The sequence below is a fragment of the Mycobacterium sp. SMC-14 genome (genome assembly GCF_046250075.1).
Taxonomy (GTDB): domain Bacteria; phylum Actinomycetota; class Actinomycetes; order Mycobacteriales; family Mycobacteriaceae; genus Mycobacterium.
Genome location: NZ_CP176429.1, coordinates 31,179 through 49,973, shown reverse-complemented (window position 1 = coordinate 49,973; position 18,795 = coordinate 31,179). Strand labels below are relative to the sequence as shown.

General features: G+C 68.8%; 17 protein-coding genes. 6 read left to right on the top strand and 11 right to left on the bottom strand.

Annotated elements, in window-relative coordinates; genetic code table 11:
- Positions 1-5 precede the first annotated feature (5 nt).
- The 4 genes from eccD (at position 6) to eccA (ending at position 6,730) form a co-directional block, all read left to right on the top strand.
- Positions 6-1,604 (top strand): type VII secretion integral membrane protein EccD, encoded by a 1,599-nt coding sequence (eccD, locus tag ACKY0W_RS00240; protein ID WP_409435903.1) that lies wholly within the window; start codon positions 6-8, stop codon positions 1,602-1,604.
- Positions 1,589-3,271, top strand: coding sequence for a type VII secretion-associated serine protease mycosin (gene mycP, locus ACKY0W_RS00235; RefSeq protein ID WP_409435902.1), 1,683 nt, complete (start codon positions 1,589-1,591; stop codon positions 3,269-3,271). Before eccD ends, mycP begins: the two co-directional genes overlap by 16 nt.
- Complete coding sequence (gene eccE / locus ACKY0W_RS00230) at positions 3,268-4,827, top strand: type VII secretion protein EccE (RefSeq protein ID WP_409435901.1); 1,560 nt, start codon at positions 3,268-3,270, stop codon at positions 4,825-4,827. Before mycP ends, eccE begins: the two co-directional genes overlap by 4 nt.
- A 103-nt stretch (positions 4,828-4,930) precedes the next feature.
- Positions 4,931-6,730 carry a type VII secretion AAA-ATPase EccA gene (gene eccA / locus ACKY0W_RS00225; protein WP_409437897.1) on the top strand — a complete coding sequence of 600 codons (1,800 nt, stop codon included), beginning with the start codon at positions 4,931-4,933 and terminating at the stop codon, positions 6,728-6,730.
- 15 nt (positions 6,731-6,745) lie between these two features.
- On the opposite strand, the gene ACKY0W_RS00220 is transcribed toward eccA, so the two are convergent.
- From ACKY0W_RS00220 to ACKY0W_RS00190, 7 genes are all read right to left on the bottom strand, one after another.
- Positions 6,746-7,063 carry a DUF2710 family protein gene (locus ACKY0W_RS00220; protein ID WP_406759441.1) on the bottom strand — a complete coding sequence of 106 codons (318 nt, stop codon included), beginning with the start codon at positions 7,061-7,063 and terminating at the stop codon, positions 6,746-6,748.
- A 50-nt stretch (positions 7,064-7,113) separates the two neighbouring features.
- Positions 7,114-8,655, bottom strand: coding sequence for a DUF5631 domain-containing protein (locus ACKY0W_RS00215; RefSeq protein WP_409435900.1), 1,542 nt, complete (start codon positions 8,653-8,655; stop codon positions 7,114-7,116).
- A 300-nt stretch (positions 8,656-8,955) separates the two neighbouring features.
- Positions 8,956-9,270, bottom strand: coding sequence for a DUF2694 family protein (locus tag ACKY0W_RS00210; protein ID WP_409435899.1), 315 nt, complete (start codon positions 9,268-9,270; stop codon positions 8,956-8,958).
- Positions 9,267-9,584 carry a type VII secretion target gene (locus tag ACKY0W_RS00205; protein WP_409435898.1) on the bottom strand — a complete coding sequence of 106 codons (318 nt, stop codon included), beginning with the start codon at positions 9,582-9,584 and terminating at the stop codon, positions 9,267-9,269. The genes ACKY0W_RS00210 and ACKY0W_RS00205 overlap by 4 nt, the downstream gene beginning before the upstream one ends.
- Positions 9,585-9,599: 15 nt before the next feature.
- Positions 9,600-10,910, bottom strand: coding sequence for a DUF4226 domain-containing protein (locus ACKY0W_RS00200; protein WP_409435897.1), 1,311 nt, complete (start codon positions 10,908-10,910; stop codon positions 9,600-9,602).
- A gap of 123 nt (positions 10,911-11,033) precedes the next feature.
- Positions 11,034-11,867 (bottom strand): C40 family peptidase, encoded by an 834-nt coding sequence (locus tag ACKY0W_RS00195; protein ID WP_409435896.1) that lies wholly within the window; start codon positions 11,865-11,867, stop codon positions 11,034-11,036.
- Between the two features lie 2 nt (positions 11,868-11,869).
- Positions 11,870-12,640, bottom strand: coding sequence for a helix-turn-helix domain-containing protein (locus ACKY0W_RS00190; RefSeq protein ID WP_409435895.1), 771 nt, complete (start codon positions 12,638-12,640; stop codon positions 11,870-11,872).
- A 148-nt stretch (positions 12,641-12,788) separates the two neighbouring features.
- On the opposite strand from ACKY0W_RS00190, the gene ACKY0W_RS00185 reads away from it, so the two are divergent.
- Positions 12,789-13,205: a WhiB family transcriptional regulator gene (locus tag ACKY0W_RS00185; protein ID WP_409435894.1), complete on the top strand. Its 417-nt coding sequence runs from the start codon at positions 12,789-12,791 to the stop codon at positions 13,203-13,205.
- A 70-nt stretch (positions 13,206-13,275) separates the two neighbouring features.
- Positions 13,276-14,250: a pirin family protein gene (locus ACKY0W_RS00180; RefSeq protein WP_409435893.1), complete on the top strand. Its 975-nt coding sequence runs from the start codon at positions 13,276-13,278 to the stop codon at positions 14,248-14,250.
- A 9-nt stretch (positions 14,251-14,259) separates the two neighbouring features.
- On the opposite strand, the gene ACKY0W_RS00175 is transcribed toward ACKY0W_RS00180, so the two are convergent.
- Genes ACKY0W_RS00175 through fadD1 form a run of 4 tightly spaced genes read right to left on the bottom strand, consistent with a single transcriptional unit; the run spans position 14,260 to position 18,787 of the window.
- Complete coding sequence (locus ACKY0W_RS00175; protein ID WP_409435892.1) at positions 14,260-15,330, bottom strand: dihydrodipicolinate reductase; 1,071 nt, start codon at positions 15,328-15,330, stop codon at positions 14,260-14,262.
- Between the two features lie 34 nt (positions 15,331-15,364).
- Positions 15,365-16,390 carry an alcohol dehydrogenase catalytic domain-containing protein gene (locus tag ACKY0W_RS00170; RefSeq protein ID WP_409435891.1) on the bottom strand — a complete coding sequence of 342 codons (1,026 nt, stop codon included), beginning with the start codon at positions 16,388-16,390 and terminating at the stop codon, positions 15,365-15,367.
- Between the two features lie 4 nt (positions 16,391-16,394).
- Positions 16,395-17,180: an SDR family NAD(P)-dependent oxidoreductase gene (locus tag ACKY0W_RS00165; RefSeq protein WP_409435890.1), complete on the bottom strand. Its 786-nt coding sequence runs from the start codon at positions 17,178-17,180 to the stop codon at positions 16,395-16,397.
- A gap of 2 nt (positions 17,181-17,182) precedes the next feature.
- The gene (gene fadD1, locus ACKY0W_RS00160; protein WP_409435889.1) at positions 17,183-18,787 is read right to left on the bottom strand and encodes a fatty-acid--CoA ligase FadD1; all 1,605 of its coding nucleotides are present in this window, start codon (positions 18,785-18,787) and stop codon (positions 17,183-17,185) included.
- Between the last annotated feature and the right edge of the window lie 8 nt (positions 18,788-18,795).

Here is an 18,795-nt window from a genome sequence, read left to right as displayed (position 1 = left end):
GCGCGGTGACTTCTCCGACACCAGCTAAAGTCGCGTTTCCGGCACGCTGTGCGGTGAGTCTCGCATACGACAAACACCTCGTGTCCCAGGTCTTCCCGGCCGGTATTCCGGTGGAGGAATTCTTCGAGGGAATGGTCGAGCTGCTCGACGAGGATCTGCGGCACCACGGTTTCGACGGGGTGGCTCTCCCCCCGGGCAGTTACGAACTGCATAAAGTCAACGGCGTACGGCTGGACATCACGCGCAGCCTCGACGACCTGGGCGTTCAGGACGGCGACACCCTGGTTCTGGTCCCGGCGGTGGGCGGCGACTCCTTCGAGCCGCAGTACGAATCGCTGTCGAGCGCCCTGGCCGCGACGGCCCGCCGCCTGGGCACCCAACCCGAGATCAAGTGCCAGGAGTGTGGGCACAAGGCCGACGAGCAGACCGTGACCCGGCTGCTCAACGTCAAGGTCGATCGGATGTTCGCCCCGGTCACCGCGTTGACCGCCGCGCACACCGCGATCGGGCTGATGGCCATGGCCGTGGTGGTGCTGTCGGCGCTGGCGGTTCGGGCCCGAACGTTCAGCGACAGTTGGCCCCCCGCGGCGGTCCTTGCCGGCCTCGGCGGACTGCTGGCGCTCGGTGCCACGGTGATCCGGCGGAACTGGCCCGCCCGCGACGACCTGTTGAGCGGATTCGGCTGGCTGGCGGTGGTCGCGCTGTCCTGCGCCGCGCTGTGCGCGGCCCCCGGGGCCCTGGGCGCGCCCCACCTGATGATCGGGGTGACAGTCCTGGCATTGGGCGCGATCGGCCTGAGTGTGCTGCTGCGTTCGCAGACCGCGGTGGCTACCGCGATCGTCACCGCCGCGGGAATCGGCGGGGCGGTGGCCGCGGCGCGGATGTGGCATCCGGTATCACCGCAGGTCATCGGTATCTGCATGCTGTTGGGCCTGCTGATCCTGTTGCGCATGTCGCCGACGATCGCGCTGTGGGTGGCGCGGGTGCGGCCACCGTACTTCGGTTCGATCACCGGGCGGGACCTGTTCGCCCGTCGCGCCAATATGCCGATCGACACGGTCTCGCCCGTCACCCCGGAAGACGGCGAGGACGACGAGGACGACCTGGTCGATATCTCGGCGCGCGGTACCGCGATCGCGGCCTCGGCGCGGTTGATCAACGCGGTGCAGGTCGGGATGTGTGTCGCGATCGCCACGGCGCTGCCGATCGCGGTGTGGATGGTGCTGGACCCGGGCGGGGCCCGACCGCGGGGCACGCTGGCGCTGTGCGGTCTGGTGGCGGGCCTGTTCATCACCCAGGGCCGTGGTTTCGCCGGCCGTGTCCAGGCGATCGCCCTGGTGGGCGGGGCGTGCGCGGCCGTATTGACCGGAATCGTGAAATACGCACTGGCGAACCCGGGCGACACCGCCGGCGGGTTCCTATGGCCGGCCGCCGCCGTCGCGGTCTTCGCCGGACTCGGGGTGGCCGCCGGACTGCTGGTCCCCGAGACCAAGTTCGTGCCCTGGATCCGGCTGGCCGTCGAATGGCTCGAAGTACTGGCGTTCATTGTGGTGGGGGTGCTTGGCGCTTGGCTGGGAGGACTGTTCGTGTGGGTGCGCAACTGAATCGCCTGCGCGCCCGCGGGGCCGCGGTCACCGCGGTGATGCTGCTGGTGAGCCTGTCGAGCGGCTCCCCGATGGCGCAGGCGATCGAGCCGCCGTCCGTCGATCCGGCCCTGGTGCCGGCCGACGGCGTACCCGGGCCTGACCAGCCGATGCGCCGTTCGAATTCCTGCAGTGTGCCGATCACCGTCAGCAACCCCGATGTGGCCCAGCTGGCACCCGGATTCGACATGCTGGGGATCGCCGCGGCATGGCAGTACTCCACCGGCAACGGCGTTCCGGTGGCCGTCATCGACACCGGCGTCACACCGAACCCCCGGCTACCGGCGGTCGCCGGCGGCGACTACATCATGGGTGGCCCTGAGGGCCTGGGCGGTCTGCAGGACTGCGATGCGCACGGCACCATCGCCGCGTCGATCATCGCCGCGGCCCCGCTGGGCGTGCTGCCGATGCCCCGCCCTATGCCGGAGGTCCCCGCCTTCCCCCCGCCGGCCGGTCCGCCGCCGAGTATCGGCGAACCGCTGCCGCCGGCCGATGTGCCCGGCCCGCCGGCACCGCCGCCGATCCCGGCTCCGGTGACCATCACCCAGGTGGCACCGCCGCCACCCCCGCCCCCGCCTCCCCCACCGCCGGAGGGTGCCGTGGCACCGGCCTCGGGGCCGGCCGATCCGCAGACCGAGGACGAGCCGGCGGTCCCCCCGCCCCCGCCGGGCGCCCCCGACGGTGTCGTCGGGGTGGCACCGCACGCCACCGTCATCTCGATCCGCCAGTCGTCCCGGGCGTTCGAGCCGGTCAACCCGCAACGGTTCGGCTACGACGACGAGCGGGTCAAGGCCGGCACGCTGGCCACGCTGGCCAAGGCCGTCGTCCACGCGGCCGACCTGGGTGCCAAGGTGATCAACATTTCGGTGACCTCCTGCGTTCAGGTGGCGGCCGGACTCGACCAACAGGTGCTGGGGGCGGCGCTGTGGTACGCGGCGACGGTCAAGGACGCGGTGATCGTCGCGGCCGCCGGCAATGTCGGCGAAGCCGGCTGCGCCGACAACCCGATGTTCGACCCGCTGAACCCGAGCGATCCGCGGGACTGGAACCAGGTCAAGGTGATCTCAAGCCCGTCGTGGTTCTCGGACTATGTCCTATCGGTGGGCGGCGTGGATGCCACCGGGGCGCCGATCGACAAGAGCATGGCCGGTCCCTGGGTGGGGGTGGCCGCGCCGGCCACACACGTGATGGGCCTGTCGCCGCAGGGCGCTGTACCGGTCAACGCCTATCCCCCGATTCGGGTCGGCGAGAAGAACATGCCGTTCTGGGGCACCAGCTTCTCGGCCGCCTACGTCAGCGGCGTGGCCGCCCTGGTCCGGGCGAAATACCCTCAGCTCACCGCGCATCAGGTCATCAACCGGATCATGCAGACCGCCCACAATCCGCCCGCCGGCGTCGACAACCGGGTGGGCTACGGCTTGGTCGACCCGGTGGCGGCGCTGACGTTCAACGTGCCGTCGGGCGACCCGCTGGCCCCGGGGTCGCAGCAGCGGGTGATCACCCCGGCTCCGCCGCCACCGCCGCCGGACCATCGGGCCCGGACCGTTGCCCTGGGGTTCCTCGGCGTGATCGCCGCGACCGTCCTGGCCGCCGCGATCACCGCGCGGATCCGGAGGGCCACCAAGTGAGCCAGAACCGGGTCCGGCTGACCGGGTTCACTGCGTCGAGCAACCGGCGGCTGCTGTGCGCGGCGACGATCGCACTGTGCGGGCTGGCCGGGTGGGCGCTGGGCGGACTGATCGGCGCCGCGGTGGCGGTCCTGCTGGCGGTGCTGGTGGTGCTGGTGCCGTGGTGGGGCCAGCCGGCGTGGTCGTGGGCCCGGCTGTGGTTGCGGCGCCCGGCAAAGGCCGCCTGGAGCGAGCCGATCACGGTCGCCAACAACCGCGCCGGCGGGGGGGTGCGAATCTCCGACGGTGTGGCGGTGGTGGCAGTCCACCTGCTGGGCCGGGCACATGCGGCGACGGTGGCCACCGGCTCGGTGAACGTGGAGACCGACAACGTCGTGGACGTCGCCGAGCTGCTGCCGATGCTGCGCCACGCGCTCGGACTGGTGCTGGAGTCCATGAGCGTGATCAGCATCGGGGCGCGCCGTGCCACCACCGGCGACTTCCCGCGGGTCTACGACACAGAGATCGGCACACCGCCCTATGCCGGCCAGCGGGAGACCTGGCTGCTGCTGCGATTGCGGGTCATCGACAACACCGCGGCGCTGCGCTGGCGCACCACACTGGGTGCCACCGCGGTCGCCGTAGCGCAACGGATTGCCGGCCTGCTGCGTTGCGAAGGCCTACGCACCCGGGTGGCCACCGCCAGCGACCTGGTCGAACTCGATCGGCGGCTCGGCGGGAATTCCCTGCAGGCCGGCGCCGAGCGCTGGAAGACGCTGCGCACCGAGGGCGGCTGGGTGACGACCTATGCCTATCCGGCCCGCCAGATCAGTGCCCAGCTGCTGGCCCAGGCATGGACTCTGCCGGTCGACGAGGTGATCCAGAACGTCACGGTGTTCCCAGATGGGACGTGTACGGCCACCGTCACCCTGCAAACACCGCAGCCGGCCCCGACTCCCCCGGCGGTGGTGCTGCGGCGGCTCAACGGGGAGCAGGCCGCCGCGCTGGAGGCCAACATGTGCGCCCCCCGCCCGCGGTTACGCGGCCTGCGACCCGGCCGGTTACCGGCGAACCTGCCCATCGAGATCGGTCCGTCGGGCGTCCTGATCGGCAAGTTGGCCAACGGCGACCGGCTGATGGTGCCGCTGACCGACTCGGGCGAGTTGAGCCGGGTGTTCATCGCCGCCGAAGACCTGATCGCCAAGCGCATCGTCATCCGGGCGGCCGGCGCCGGCGAACGAGTCTGTGTGCATACCCAGGACAAGGCCCGCTGGGCCAGCGTCCGAATGCCCGAGGTGGCCGTGGTCGGTGAGTCGAGGCCGACTCCGCGCAGCACCGTCAGCGTGGTGGACGGGCCGATCGCGCCGTCACCGCGGCCGGCCACCGTGATCACGGTGGCGCCGCCCGGGACACCGCCCCCACCACCGGACGCGGTCGAGGTGAGCATCGAGCAGATCGACCGGAACGCGGTACGGGTTGCGGCCGGCGGAAAATCGTGGCTGGCTACGGTGGAGTTGTTCCGGGCGGAAAACCGGTACTGCAGCCCGGAGGCGCTGGCCCCGATGTCGTCGCGATGACACCGCACCGCATCGGTTGTCAGCGGAGAGACCCTGGACGCGCGACAGAGGACGACAGACATTGAGTGACTTGCTGGCGGCCCGTCGACACTTCGACCGGGCCATGGTGAGCATGGACGGGCGCTACGGCACCCCCGACGCGTTGACCGACTTCGTCGCGGCAACCGAGGCCGATCCCTCGATGGCCGACGCGTGGCTGGGCCGCATCGCCTGCGGCGACACCGACCTGGACACCCTCAAGCGTCTCTATGCCAACAGCGACTGGCTGCACAAGGAGACCACCCGGCTGGGCCGGCACCTGGCCGCTCAGATTCCGCTGGGGCCGTATCTGTCGATCACGGTGACCGATGCCTCGCATGTGGGTTTGGCCCTGGCATCGGCGCTCACCGTTGCGGGTGAATACGAACGCGCCGACGCCCTGCTGACCGACAGAGCCTTGCTGGACAGCTGGATCAACCACCAGTGGCACCAGCTCGGCCGCGCCTACCTGATGTTCGTCACCCAGCGGTGGCCGGACCTGCTGACCGTGGCCGCCGAAGAACTCCCCGACCGCGCGATCGTCATGCCGGCGGTCACCGCGTCGGTGTGCGCCCTGGCCGGCTACGCGGCCGCGCATCTGGGCCAGGGCCGGGTGGCGCTGGATTGGCTGGATCGCGTCGACATCACCGGGCAGACGCGTTCCTCGGAGCGGTTTCCGGCCGGTGTGCTGACCGCGTCGATCAACCCGAGCGAGATCCCCCTGCTGGCTGCCGATCTCGCCTACCTGCGCGGCATGGTGCACCGCCAGCTCGGCGAAGAGGACAAGGCGCAGGTCTGGCTGTCCAAGGCGGCCATCAACGGTGTGCTGACCGAACCGGCCAAGGCCGCGCTGGCTGAACCGAATCTGCGCCTGGTGGTCACCGAGGAACAGATCATCGACAGTCGCACCGACCGTTGGGACGCCGGCTCGGCAAAGAGTCGTGCGGAACTCGACGAGCACAATGCGCTGGACCGTCGTGCTGAGCTGCTGGAGCAGGGGCGCGCCGAGCTGGAGAAGCAGGTCGGCCTGGCGGAGGTCAAGCGCGCGGTCAAGGCGTTGGAGGACCAGCTCGAGGTCCGTGCCATGCGACTCGAACACGGCCTGCCCGTGGAAGGCCAGACCAACCACATGCTGCTGGTGGGCCCGCCCGGCACCGGCAAAACCACCACCGCCGAAGCGTTGGGCAAGATCTACGCCGGCATGGGTATCGTGCGTAACCCGGAGATCACCGAGGTGCGCCGTTCGGACTTCTGCGGCGAGCACATCGGATCGTCCGGTCCCAAGACCAATGAACTGATCGAAAAGGCCTTGGGTGGAATCCTTTTCATGGATGAGTTTTATTCGCTGGTGGAACGTCACCAGGACGGGACTCCGGACATGATCGGCATGGAGGCCGTCAACCAACTGTTGATCGCACTGGAGAAGCACCGCTTCGACTTCTGTTTCCTGGCGGCCGGCTATGAAGACCAGGTCGATGAATTCCTGACCGTCAACCCCGGCCTGGCCAGCCGGTTCAACCGCAAGATCCGGTTCGAGTCCTACTCACCCGAAGAGATCGTCGAGATCGGTGAACGCTACGGATCCAGTCGCGCGACCGAACTGAATCCCGAAGCGCGCCAGCGGTTCCTGGAGATGGTGACCACGATCCGTGGCTACGTCAGCCCGCGCGGTGAGCATGGCATCAACGTCATGCACAACGGGCGGTTCGCCCGCAACGTGATTGAGGAGGCCGAGTTAGCCCGCGATACCCGGGTGGCCGCCCAGAAGCGTGCCGGGAAGCCGGTGACGATCGACGACCTCAAGACCATCACCGCGGTCGACATAGACTCCGCCGTGCGCGCCGTGTGCCACACCAAACGCGAGATGGCCGCTCTGAACTGGTAGATCGGCAAGCCACTGTCAGACCGGGCTGGCGCCGTATCGCGTCTCGAAATCTGACTGGGCTTCCTCGCGCAGTGCGGCGAACACGAGATTGAGTCGGTCCGCCAACTCGCTGTAGGTGTAATCGCTGACCACACACGGGTGCAACGTCAGCTCGAGCAGCCGCCCATCGGAGTTGGCCACGGCACGGACATCTCCGAGATCGACGCTGTAGGTTGTGTTCTCAGCCTCGGCTACCAGCGCTTCCCATTTCTCGGCGGCCTCGCGCAGATCCCGCAACACGGACTCAACGAGGTCCTTGTCGCTGAGTTCCGCGCGGCTCTCCGCCCCCGACATTGGCTAAGTATGTCCAGCCGGTGTGAACAGCGTCAATTCATCGGCGCCGGCTATGTCTGTGAATCCCACAAGCTCGCCGGTGGTACGTTCAGCGTCCGAAACCAGCCGTAGTGGTAATTGGCCGAGACCGTGTCTCCGGTCGCGATGCCTTCGGTGGCGGCCAACAGCATGCAGTTCAGCACCAAGGCGATATCGGAGTCGGGATACTGCGCCAGCAGCTGGTAGCGCATGGTGTCCAGATGCACACGCAATAAGTCGATTTCGGCGTCCACCACACCGGTGCCGGCGGCGCCCGCCTTCGCCAGCGTGTTGGCCATCCGCGGAATTCCTTCGCGCCAGTGGGTAGCCTCGCTGAGCTGCCAACCGAGATCGGCGATGGGCGCCAACTCGCGGGGCTGTACCGAGGTGTCGGTCACGGCGAAATCACTCGCCCACCCCAGACGATCGCCGGGGCTGTAGGTGGCCGACTCCGTCGGGTTGCCCAGCATCTCGGTGGCGGTTCCGTTCCGACGGCCGGGTTCCAGCAGCTGTACCCCCTCCGGCAGCTCGATCCCCGAGGGAATCCATCCGTTGGCGATGTCGGTGACCAGGCGGGTGGTGCCGTCGGCCAAGATGCCAATCGCCCAGCGCAGTCCGGGTTCCTGACGGGCGACGAAGGCAAGCAGACGCTGGAGTCGCTGTTCGTCGGATTCGGCGACCGCCGGCACGACGGGTTCGAGCTGGGCCTCCGCGGGTGGTTCCGGGGCTGCGGGAGCCGGGTCGGCCGGCGGGAGGACGACCGGTTCGAGCGGCGAGGCGAAGACCGGCTCGACCCGCTCGATCGGCGAGACCTGGATCGCTTCGGTCGGGAATGCGGCCGCCGATGGTTGCTCGTGCTCTACGCTCTCGATCACGCTCGGCGGCGGACCGTATGGCTCAGCGGGGAGCTCGGGTTCGAGTACCTCCGGCGTCGTGGCCACCTCGACTTCTGGTGCCGGCGGCGGCGCAGTCGCCGGCAGCGGGTCGAGCGGCTCCGCCTGGGGCCCGGCGGCGAAGGTTTCCGGCTGCCGATGACGGGCCCGTTGAGCAAATACCTCCGAAGGTTCCTCGGGCGGGTCGGGCGGGCGTGGCACCTCGACCGGTTCGGCCGGGACCTCAGCGGGCGGCAACACCACAGCCGGGGCCGGCGCTGGGGCCGGAGACCGGACCGGGGCGGGGGCCGGGGCCGCGTTGAGGCTGATGTACTCCCCGCCGAACTCCAGGGCCTCCTTGTGAAGTTGGCGCACCGTCGACTCCACCCGCAGTACGGCGAAAGCCCTGGCCACATTGATGACCCGGGACTCGGCAGCTTGACGGGCAGGGCCGGCCAGATCTGATCGACTGATGGCGGAGAGCTTCTCGTTGGCCGAATGCGCGATTCGCTGCAGATCGGCGTTGAGATAGTCGGCAAGCGGCGCCGTCTCGGGGGTGACCGTCGCCAGCTCGGCGGGCCACAGACCACCGAGCACCCAGGAACTGCAGTCGACCGGCGCGCTGAAGGCCGGGATCGTCAGTGATTCCCGTGCCGCGTTCCGGAGACGCTGCCGCGCCGACCGCCGACCGAAGAGTGCCACCGCGCAAGCGTACCGTTGCCGTCCTGGCGCTCTGGCCCGAATTCGCCCTCACCGGACCGCGCCGCCCACACTGTTCGGGCTTCTTTCCACAACCACTGTGCGCGGTGAATTGTCAGCTCCTGAACCGGTCGGTAGCGTGCAAATCGTGGCTGATGTCGGGTCCCCCGGGACGGGGTGTGCAGCGCAGTTGAGCGAGGTACTCGCCTTGCTAGAGCGGGCCCGAAACCTGTTTGGCGACACGGTGGTTGATCCTCCGGCAAACATCGCACCCAACGCTGAGGCCGCCGGAAGATGGGTGCTTTAGCGACCTGTTTTCCCGCCCGGGTGCAGTTTGTGGGCCGAAAGCCGCTCGGCAGCCATCCTCAGATCGTCATTGGTGGGCACCGCGGCCGAGGGTGCGTGCCCGGTGGTGACGATCTCGCCCCGGATCTCTAACGCCGCCTTGAGAAACGAGACGTCCGCTGCCAGGACGATAGCCTCTGCCAGCCGATGCACGTCCGTGTCCATCACCGCCTCAGTGAGCACCACACTGTGCAGATAGCCGCCGCGACAAGACCGGAACAGCACATCACCACTGGGGTGCAGCGTGTCGAATGCCGGATTCGGCTCAGTCATCGGCGCCCGTCGGTGAGGTGCCTGAAGGCACTGGCGGCATCGTCTTCATTCTGGTTCCACGTCGCCACCGCGCGGTTCAGATTGTCGGACACCGTCGAATGCTCGCTGGACTGGCCGTCGTAGCAGTCCTTGCGTGCGTCGAGCAACGACGCGGCCGCCTGGCGAAAGTCGCCGTAGATCGGACCGAGCGAGTTCAGGGTCGCCTGGATCCCCTCGTGTGAGGCCGAAACGGTGGACAGGTAGTCCGACGCCTCTTGATGGTTCCCGGCCGCGTTGGTCAGAACGTCCTGATTGACGTGGATCTTCTCGGGCATGTTCCACCTTCCTGGCTAATCGACGATGACTGTTGGAGCCGGCTTTTTCAAGCTCAGGTGGCCATCGAGCGCCCGCGCCGGCCTGGTCTCAGCTGGAACGGCGGGCGGCACGGGCTCCTGGGCCGAGGTTGGCGGATGCTGCCATCCCAGGAATCCGGGGCCGCGCAGGTTCTCCGCGAGGTGCACCTGCCCGTCGAGCAGCGCCTTGCCCGCCCCGACAGCAAGAGCATGGCGGTCGGTGAACACGCCGATGTCGCCCGGCCGCAGGCCGGCCACATCGACTGCGGCCACCACCGGTGTGCCGGGCGGCGGGATGTGTATGCCCTGGCTCCGAAACGCCTCCACCACTGGCTCTCCATCGGCGACGGCCTGCATCGCCGCAGCCAGTCGCGGGTTGGCCACGGTCGTGGTCTCGCCGTCGGGCAACCGCACGGTCACGGGGTCCTGCTCCCCCGCGTTCTGCGTCGACGTATCACCGTCAACCGCCTCGGCGTCGGCACCATCGGGCGCTTCGGCGACACCTGCATCGTCGGGCCCGAACTCATCGACGGGAGGGGCGTCACGGCCCACTCCAGGCGTCAGGCCGGTCAACGGAAATCCCGAGGGCATAGCGGCCGGCATCGCACCGAAGCCCGGCCCATCGGCGCCCAGGCCCGGGACCATCGGCGTCGGCAATGGGGGCAGCCCCTGCCGGGTGTCCGGGTCATCCGCCTCTGGCTCGTCGTCGGCCAACACGTCCAGGTAGGGATCGGTAGCCGGATCCGGCGGGAGCGCCTGCTCATCCTCGGCGGGCGTCGGGCCGCCGCGATCATCCGATTGCGCGGCCGCGTACAACCCCGTCAAGGCAGTGGCGAGCTCTTGCTTGGAGACGTCATCGTCATTGGCCTCTTCGACGACGGCGATGATCTGCCCTAGTTTCCCGATCAAGAATCTCTGGAATTCGCGTGCGCCCGCGGCGGTGCTCAGGTCCCACGATCGTGCGGCGCCGGCAATCTCCGACTCGAGGTCGTCGAGGCGCCGTCTGCCTTCCAGCGTCGTCTTGTGTGCGTGGCGCAGCGCTTCGATGATCTGCCGGTCAAAGTCCGCGGTACTCGACAGTTGCTGCGCCAGAGCCACTTCGGCCTGCTTCATGGCCGACGCCGCCCTGCCCTGTTGTTGATTACCGGGCGCCGGATACGCCGCGCCCAAGCCGCTCAGGACGCTGTCGTAGCCCGATGGCGGCAACGGGAGGGTCAGTGCCGCCTGGGCCATGCGTGTCGCCTCACCCGCGCCGCCGGCCCTTTCGATGCGGTCGATCGCATCCAGCACATCGTCGCGGGTAGCCATCTCCTCAGCCCAACATCGCTGCGCCGGGCCGACGCTCGAGAGCTGACCGCTTCATGGCCGGTGACTGTACCGACGCCCACCAAGGCCGGCAATTCACCCGGGAACCCGTTGTGGACAAGCCGATCACGGCGCCGGCCGGCGGATCGCCACATGCGCGCCGAGGGGGCTGATCTGCACCGTTGCTCCGGCGTGCGGGGCTTCGATCACCCGGTTGCCACCGATCGCCAGCTGAACGTGTCCGGTGCTGGGGAACACCAGGTCCCCGGGTCGAATCTGGGAGCGTGGCACCGAGATTCCTTCGAATATCTGGGTATAGGTAGTGCGCGACAGTGGCACGCCGGCCTGGCGATACGCCCACTGGGTCAGCCCGGAGCAGTCGAATCGGTCTGGACCGGTCGCACCCCACACATAGGGTCTACCGAGCCGCGACAGTGCGGCACGTACCGCCAGCCCGGCACGAGTGTTGGGCAGCCGCAATCGATCCAAACCCACGGGCCGCCGCCGCGCCCCCCGGTAGCGCAGCCGCCGCAGCCCCGCACGGTGGGCGCGCGCGCGATGCTGCGCCGAGACCACGTGGGCATGTTGGGCGCGTAGTCGTGCCGCCCGCCGGCGCATCGCCTCCCGGTGCGCCAGAGGCGTGTCGGCGGCCACTGCCGAGTCGGCGCGGGCGGCGGAAATGACGTTGCCGGTCTGCTGGTGTGCCCGAGCGTGGTCGGCAACCACAGCGGCCAGCACCGTTGTGGCTTGTGCATCGGTACGTGCGTTGGCCAACAACAGATCACGCTGGGCAAGCACTGCTGTGCGGTACCTGTCATGGGCGGCACCGGTCGCGATGTTGGCGTTGCGCTCCAACAGCTGGGCGTAGCGGTCCACCCCGGACTCCAGTGACACGGGCCGCGGACTGCCCACGAACAGCTCATTGGCGCGCGTCAGTAGCTCCAACTCACCATTGCTCACCGTTATCCCCCTTCGTCGCCACCAGCTGTCGCGTCCATGGATCCGTCGGCGAATGCCCGGACTCGGGCCAGCGCCCCGGGTGGAATGACGCCTCGGTTGCGGATGTCCCACATCTCCTCGGCGCCGACGCCGATCAACGCCGCGATCACCGGTTCGGGCAGCGACGACTGTGCGCATGCCCGGTCGAAGCGGGCGGTCAGACTGCCGGGCATCCGTTGCAGTAGGTCGATGCGGGTGGCTTCCAGGGCCTGTAGGTGCCCCATCAGTCGGGCGGCGTGTTCGGCGCCCGCGTTGACCGCCACCCGCCAGGAGCTGGCCGCGAGCATCTCCGCCTTCACGCACTGCGTGATCACGGAAAGAATATACGTCTCGTATTCGTCCGATGCTTCCGAAGGAAGTCTCGCTATCACCGAACGGAGCGCATCGAGCTGCGCCTCGGCGTATCCCTCCAGCACCTCGGTGTCGCTGTGCCGGTCGACGACGATGGCCCCGGCGGGGCGGGCGGCGGGCGTTTGCGGCCCGGCGGCGGAGGTCAGCTGAGCCAGTTCGGCGTCCGCGTCGTCGGCCACCAGGAGCCGAGAATAGGTGCCCGGCGGCAGGCCGAGCCCATTCTCAACCTTCTGAACTGTGCCTTTATGGGGTTTCCGGGCGCCACGCTCCAGGTAGCTCAACCCCATGATGCTGACGCCGGTGGCCGCTGCGAGGTCGGCCAGCGACCAGTCCCGCGCTTCCCGCAGTGCTCGAATGGCCGCACCCGCCGCTTCGCGGCTCATTGTTGCGCCCCGGCCATGGACGGATAGTACACAGCCTGGCCCTTCACTACTTACATATATGTTTTTATCAACTTCTGTTGCGCTTGTCGTATTCGATCATATACGTTTCCATCTACGTTATCCGGTCTGTCCCGAGGAGGTCCTTCCGATGGCACCCCCCTGCTCCGCCAATCCCGAACTGTGGTTCGGCTACCCGGACGCCGACGCGTCCGACGGCGCCTCCAAGGCCCGGGCGTATGAACAGTCGTCCACCGAGGCGCGGTTGCAGTGCCTGCGACGCTGCCCGCTGGCGCAGCAGCGCCGGTGCGCGGCGCTCGCCGTGGAACGCGGCGAGGAGTACGGCGTGTGGGCCGGCGTGAAGCTCCCCGGCGGCCAGTACCGCAAGCGGGCCGAACTCGCCCGGGCCCACGCCCTGCTGCTCGCGATCGCCGCCGGCGAGATCAACACCCGCGAGCTGCCCGACAACCAGACACTGTTGACCAACCACGAGCGTGAGCAGCTGCCGGTGACAGCGACGGTTTTTCACCTGCCCGCCGGGCGGATCGGGCCTAGGTCAGCGGCGTGACCAAGCCGGTCCACGGCATGAGTCGGTAGGATCTCCACAGCGGCATGGCACCCGGCCCGGAGGTGGACAGTTGAGCAACCTGGAAACCTCCTCGACTGAATTCGACTGCGCGGCAACGCCCGAAGATCACATCGAGGTGTTACACCCCCGCGAGGTGCCGCTGGGCGGACCACGCGCCATCGGGGTCCGGCGCACGTTGCCGCAGCGCGACCGCTCGCTGATCGGCGCCTGGTGCTTCGTCGACCATTACGGGCCTCACGACGTCGCCGACGGCGGCATGGACGTGCCCCCGCACCCACACACCGGGCTGCAGACGGCGACCTGGCTGTTCAGCGGGCGCGTCGAGCACCGCGACAGCGCCGGCGTGCACGCGGTGGTGAACCCCGGCGAGCTGAACCTGATGACCGCCGGTGCGGGCATCTGCCACTCCGAGGTCTCGGTCGATCCCCAGGCGGCTCCGGTCCTGCGCGGCGTACAGCTGTGGGTGGTCTTGCCCGACAGCGCCCGTCACACCGCACGCGACTTCACCCATTTCGCGCCCGATCCCGTTTCGCTGCCCGGCGCATCGGCGCTGGTGTTCCTCGGCGAGCTGGCCGGGTACCACTCCCCCGTCGGGTCGTTCACTCCCCTGCTGGGCGTCCAGCTTGACCTGGATCCGCGCACCGAACTGGCACTCGACGTCGATCCCGTATTCGAACACGGCGTGCTGTGCGACCTGGGCGCGATCACCCTGGGCGGCGCGGCTCTGGGTGTCGGTGCGCTCGGCTATCAAGGCCCCGGTCGCGCGGTGCTGGCGCTGCGCAACACCGCCGACTCCCCCGCCCGGATCCTGGTGCTGGGCGGGTTGCCGTTCGGCGAAGAGTTAGTGCTGTGGTGGAACTTCATCGGACGCACCCACGACGAGATCGTCGAGTTCCGGCGCCGCTGGCAAGACGGCGACGAGCAATTCGGCCAGGTAAGCGGCTATCAGGGTCGCCTGCAACGGTTGCCCGCCCCGGCGATGCCGCCGCTGCGGCTACGGCCGCGACGGCCCCGCACCGGGTAGATCCCGCTTTCAGCGAATGGTGCCCGCTCCCGGGATCAGCGGCAGGTCCACTGCCGTCACCCAGCCCGGTGGAAGGTCGTTGACCGCCGGCACCGCGTTCAGGGCGCGCATCCCGGTGGCCAGGCAGCCGGCCGTCGCCGCGTCGCGACCCGAACCATCGGTGAAGTGAAACGCCGTCTCCTGCGAAATACTCGGCGTCCCTTCGATATCGACGCGGTAGACGTCGTCCTGGGTGCCCGCCGGCCAGTCCGGCGCGGCATCTCGACCGATCCGGTTGACGTGCTCGAGTTGGATACGGGTCTCTCCTCGGTAGATGCCGTTGATGGTGAACCGCACCGCCGCGACCTGGCCGGGGGCGATCACGCCTTTGGCGGTCGTGCGTTCGTTCGGCGTCACCCAGGTGTCCCAGGTGGTGGTGATCTCGTCGAGTTCGATCCCGGCGGCGTGCGCGATCATCGGCACGGTGCCACCCCAGGCGAAGATCAGGACCTCGGGGATCTTGAGCACGGGCTGGAAGTCGGGGTCGCGGCCGATCCCCATCTCGTTCTCGTAGTCACCGGTGTAATTGGTGTAGTCCAACAACTCCGAGGCGCGCACCTTGCGCACCACGGCGCAGACCCCCATCAGTGTCATCGGGAACAGGTCGTTGGCGAAGCCCGGGTCGATGCCGGTGGTGAAGCATGATGCGCCGCCGTCCTCGCACGCTTGAGTGATCGGTGTCAAGAGGTCCGGCGGGTTGAGCTTGAGGCCGGGCCACACCCACGGGGTCATCGCGGTGGAGCAGACGTCGATGCCGGCACGCAGGAAGCGCGACATCAACGCGATATTGTCGCCTGCGCGTGCGGCGGTCGGGCCGTAGTGCACCAACGCGTCGGGGGCCAAGGCGATCAGGGCGTCGACGTCATCGGTGGCGGTGACGCCGACGTGGGGGATCCCGCAGATCTCACCGACGTCACGCCCCACCTTGGCGGGGTCGCTGACGCCGACGCCGACCAGCTCGAACAGAGGATGCTTGACGATCTCGGGAATGACCAACTTCCCGACAAATCCGGTGCCCCAGACGACGATCCGCTTAACCATCTGACATCCTCTCGTCCCCCGGCGTCGCTTCAGGCTACGGCGTGAGCAGCACCTTCACCACGTCTCCGGACCGCGCCGCCACCGCACGATAGGCGTCGGCCGCGTCGTCCAAGGCCATCTCGGTGGTGAAGATCCCGTCCACCGACAGTCGCCCGGATTGCAGCAGCGGCACCAGCTGCGGCCACGTCTGTTGCACCGGCGCGGTAGTCATCCGCAAGGTGGCGCTGCGCAGCAGTGCCGGCAACGCCGGGAACGGGAAGGGCTGCAGGTCATGCACGCCGACCACCGATACCGTCCCACCGGCCCGTATGGCGTTCAGCGCGTCGGACATGGTGGTGTCCGAGCCGACCGCGTCGATCACCGCGTCCACGCCGCGTCCGCCGCTGAGCTCCATGGCCGCGGCCGTGGTCGGCGGCTCTGCCGGGGTCACGCCCATCAGCGCGGCCCGTTCCCGACGTGCCCGCACCGGATCGATACCGAGAACCGTTGCTGCGCCCAGGAACAGCGCGCTGCGTGCCGCACACAGGCCGACCGCGCCCAAGCCGATCACCCCTACGGTGCCACCGACCGGGATGTCGGCGCGCAGCGCGGCCGCCCATCCGGTGGCGAGGTTGTCGGTGAGCAACAGGGCTTCGGCGTCGACGATCCCCTCGGGGATGCGGGCGAGCTGAAAGTCGGCTCCCGGCACGGCAAGCAGCTCGGACTGCGCGCCGCCCAACAGCCCCGATCCGAAGATCTGCGGGCCCGAGTGACACCGGATGGGGTCGAGGGTGCCGCACCCGGCGCAGTGCCCGCAGCCCGCGACCGAGGAAACCATGACGCGGTCACCGACCCGCACGGAGTTCACCTGCGAGCCGGCCTCGACGACGGTGCCGATCGCCTCGTGACCCAGCGGAACCGGGTCCACGATCGGGTAGTCGCCTTCGTAGAAGTGCAGATCGGAACCGCAGATCGCGGTCGCTGTCACCTCGACGATGGCGCCGTCGGCGCCGGGCAGCTCGGGGTCGGGGCGGGTGTCGACTCGGATCGACCCGGGCCCATCGATTACGACACTGCGCATGGCTTCATCCTTCAGGTCCTGTGGCTAAGGCTTGTACTTTGCCGAGCACGTCGGGGTAGCGCTTGAGATGCGCGCCGCCGTTGACGTCGAAGGCCGATCCGGTGATCCAGCCGGCGCGCTGCGAGGTCAAAAACTCCACGGTCTGCGCGATGTCCTCGGGGATGCCCGAGCGCCCGAGCGGGGTGTTTTCGATGTACTCGTCGGTGAGGCCGGGCACCATCGCCAGGCCGGCGACCAGGGGAGTGTCCACCAGGCCGGGGGAGACCGCGTTGACCCGGATGCCGCGGGGGCCCAGCTCCAGCGCGGCCACCTGGACCAGCATCAGGACCCCGGCCTTGGCGCTGCAGTACGCGGCCATGGTGGTGCCGGGCTGGCGGCCGTTGAGCGAGGAGATCGCGACCACGCTGCCGCCGTCTTCGAGATTACGGGCCGCGTGTTTGATCACCAGCATGGTGCCGGTCAGGCAGACATCGATGGTGGTCTGCCAGCCGGACAGCTCGATGTCGGCGATGGGCCCGATGATCGACAGGCCGGCACAACTGACCACCGTGCGGACCGGACCGATTTGCCGGGCGAGCGCGAATGCCGCTGCGACACTGGCCTCGTCGGTGACGTCCGCGGCCACAGCGGTGGCCATATCGGCCAGCTCGGCCGCCCTGGCACGTGCGGCTTCTTCGTTGATGTCGGCAATCACTACGTGGTCGCCGCGAGCGACCAGGGCGTGCGCGGTGGCCAACCCGATTCCGGACGCGCCGCCCACGATCAGGGCCACGGGTTTCTGAGTCGTCATCGTCACGCTCCCGTCGTCGCGGTGGTTCGGTAGGCCCGCTCGCGTTCGGGTCGCGCCCACAACGTGTCCTCGCCGACGCCGGTGCCGTCGGCGGCCAACAGGCGTTTGAGGATCTTGTTGGTTGCCGTCGAGGGCAGCTCCGCGGTCAACCGGACATAGCGCGGCCAGGCTTTGGGGGAGAGGTCCTCTTGAGCGGCAAGGAAATCGGCGAATTCGCTCTCAGTCAGCTGGGCGTCGTCGCGCAGCACCAGTGCCGCCATCACCTGGTCTCCGACGTTGCCGTCCGGCACGGCGTACACCGCGGCCTGGTTGATGTCGTCGTGGCGCATCAGGATCCGCTCGATCGGCGCCGCCGCCAGGTTCTCGCCGTCGACCCGCATCCAGTCGGCGGTGCGCCCGGCCAGGTAGATCCAGCCGTCGGCGTCGGCGTAGGCGAGATCGCCCGACCAGTACATGCCGTCGCGCATCCGCTCGGCGGTGGCCGCCTCGTTGTTGTAGTAGCCCGAGAAGAATCCCGAGCCCGCGGTGTTGACCAGTTCGCCGATCGCCTCGTCGGCGTTGATCAGCACACCGTGGTCGTCGAAGACCGCCGGTGGGCATTCGGTGTTCGTGTCGCTCTGGTAGATGGCGACGCCGGGGAAACCGCGTCCGACCGAACCGGACGGGGTGCCTTCATCACGAGTGATGGTGACGGCGTTCTCGGTGGAGCCGAAGGCGTCGACCACGTGGACACCGAATCGGCGGGCGAACTCACCGATGTCGCGCTCGGAGGCCTCGTTGCCGAAGGCGACCCGCAGTGGGTTGTCGGCGTCGTCAGGCTGCTCGGGATGCGCCAGCAGGTAGGCGAACGGCTTACCGACGTAGTTCATATAGGTGCCACCGTAGGCGCGGATGTCGTCCAAGAACCGCGAAGCCGAGAACTTCGCCGGCGCCATCGCCGCGCCGGCGGCCACCGCGGGGCCGAAGCCGGCCGCGATGGCATTCGAATGGAACAGCGGCATGGACAGGTAGACCACGTCGTCAGCGCCCAACTCGAATCGCTCGGTGAGGCTCTGCCCGGCGACCAGCACCATGAAGTGGCTGACCAGAACGGCCTTCGGGTCACCACTGGTGCCCGAGGTGAAGATCAGCATGAACGGGTCCAGCGGCGCCACCTGCCGATGCGGCTGAAGTACCCCGGCGTCGGCGCACTCGCTGGCCCAGGAGGCGTCGTCGACGTCGATGATCGTGACGCCGGGCAGCTCGAGTCCCTCTAGCAGCGCGCGGTGTTCGGCATCGACCAGCAGGATCTGCACATCGGCGGTGCGCAGGTCCCCGGCGAGCGCCGAGCCGCGACGGGTGTCGTTGATCCCGCACAGCACGTATCCGCCGAGCCCGGCGGCCGCCAGAGCGGTGAGCATCGCGGGGGTGTTGCCCAGCAGGGCGCCGACGTGCAGGGGCCGGCCGGTATCGGCGCGCGCGATCACCGCGGCCCCGTGCCGCGCCGCCCGGACGAGGTACTCCCTCCAGGTCCAGCGGGTCTGCCCGCCATCGGCGTCGTCGTAGAGCACCGCCAGCCCGGTGTCGCCGATGCGTTCGGCGAGCAGTTGCTGCATGGTCTCGGCCATCGGACCTC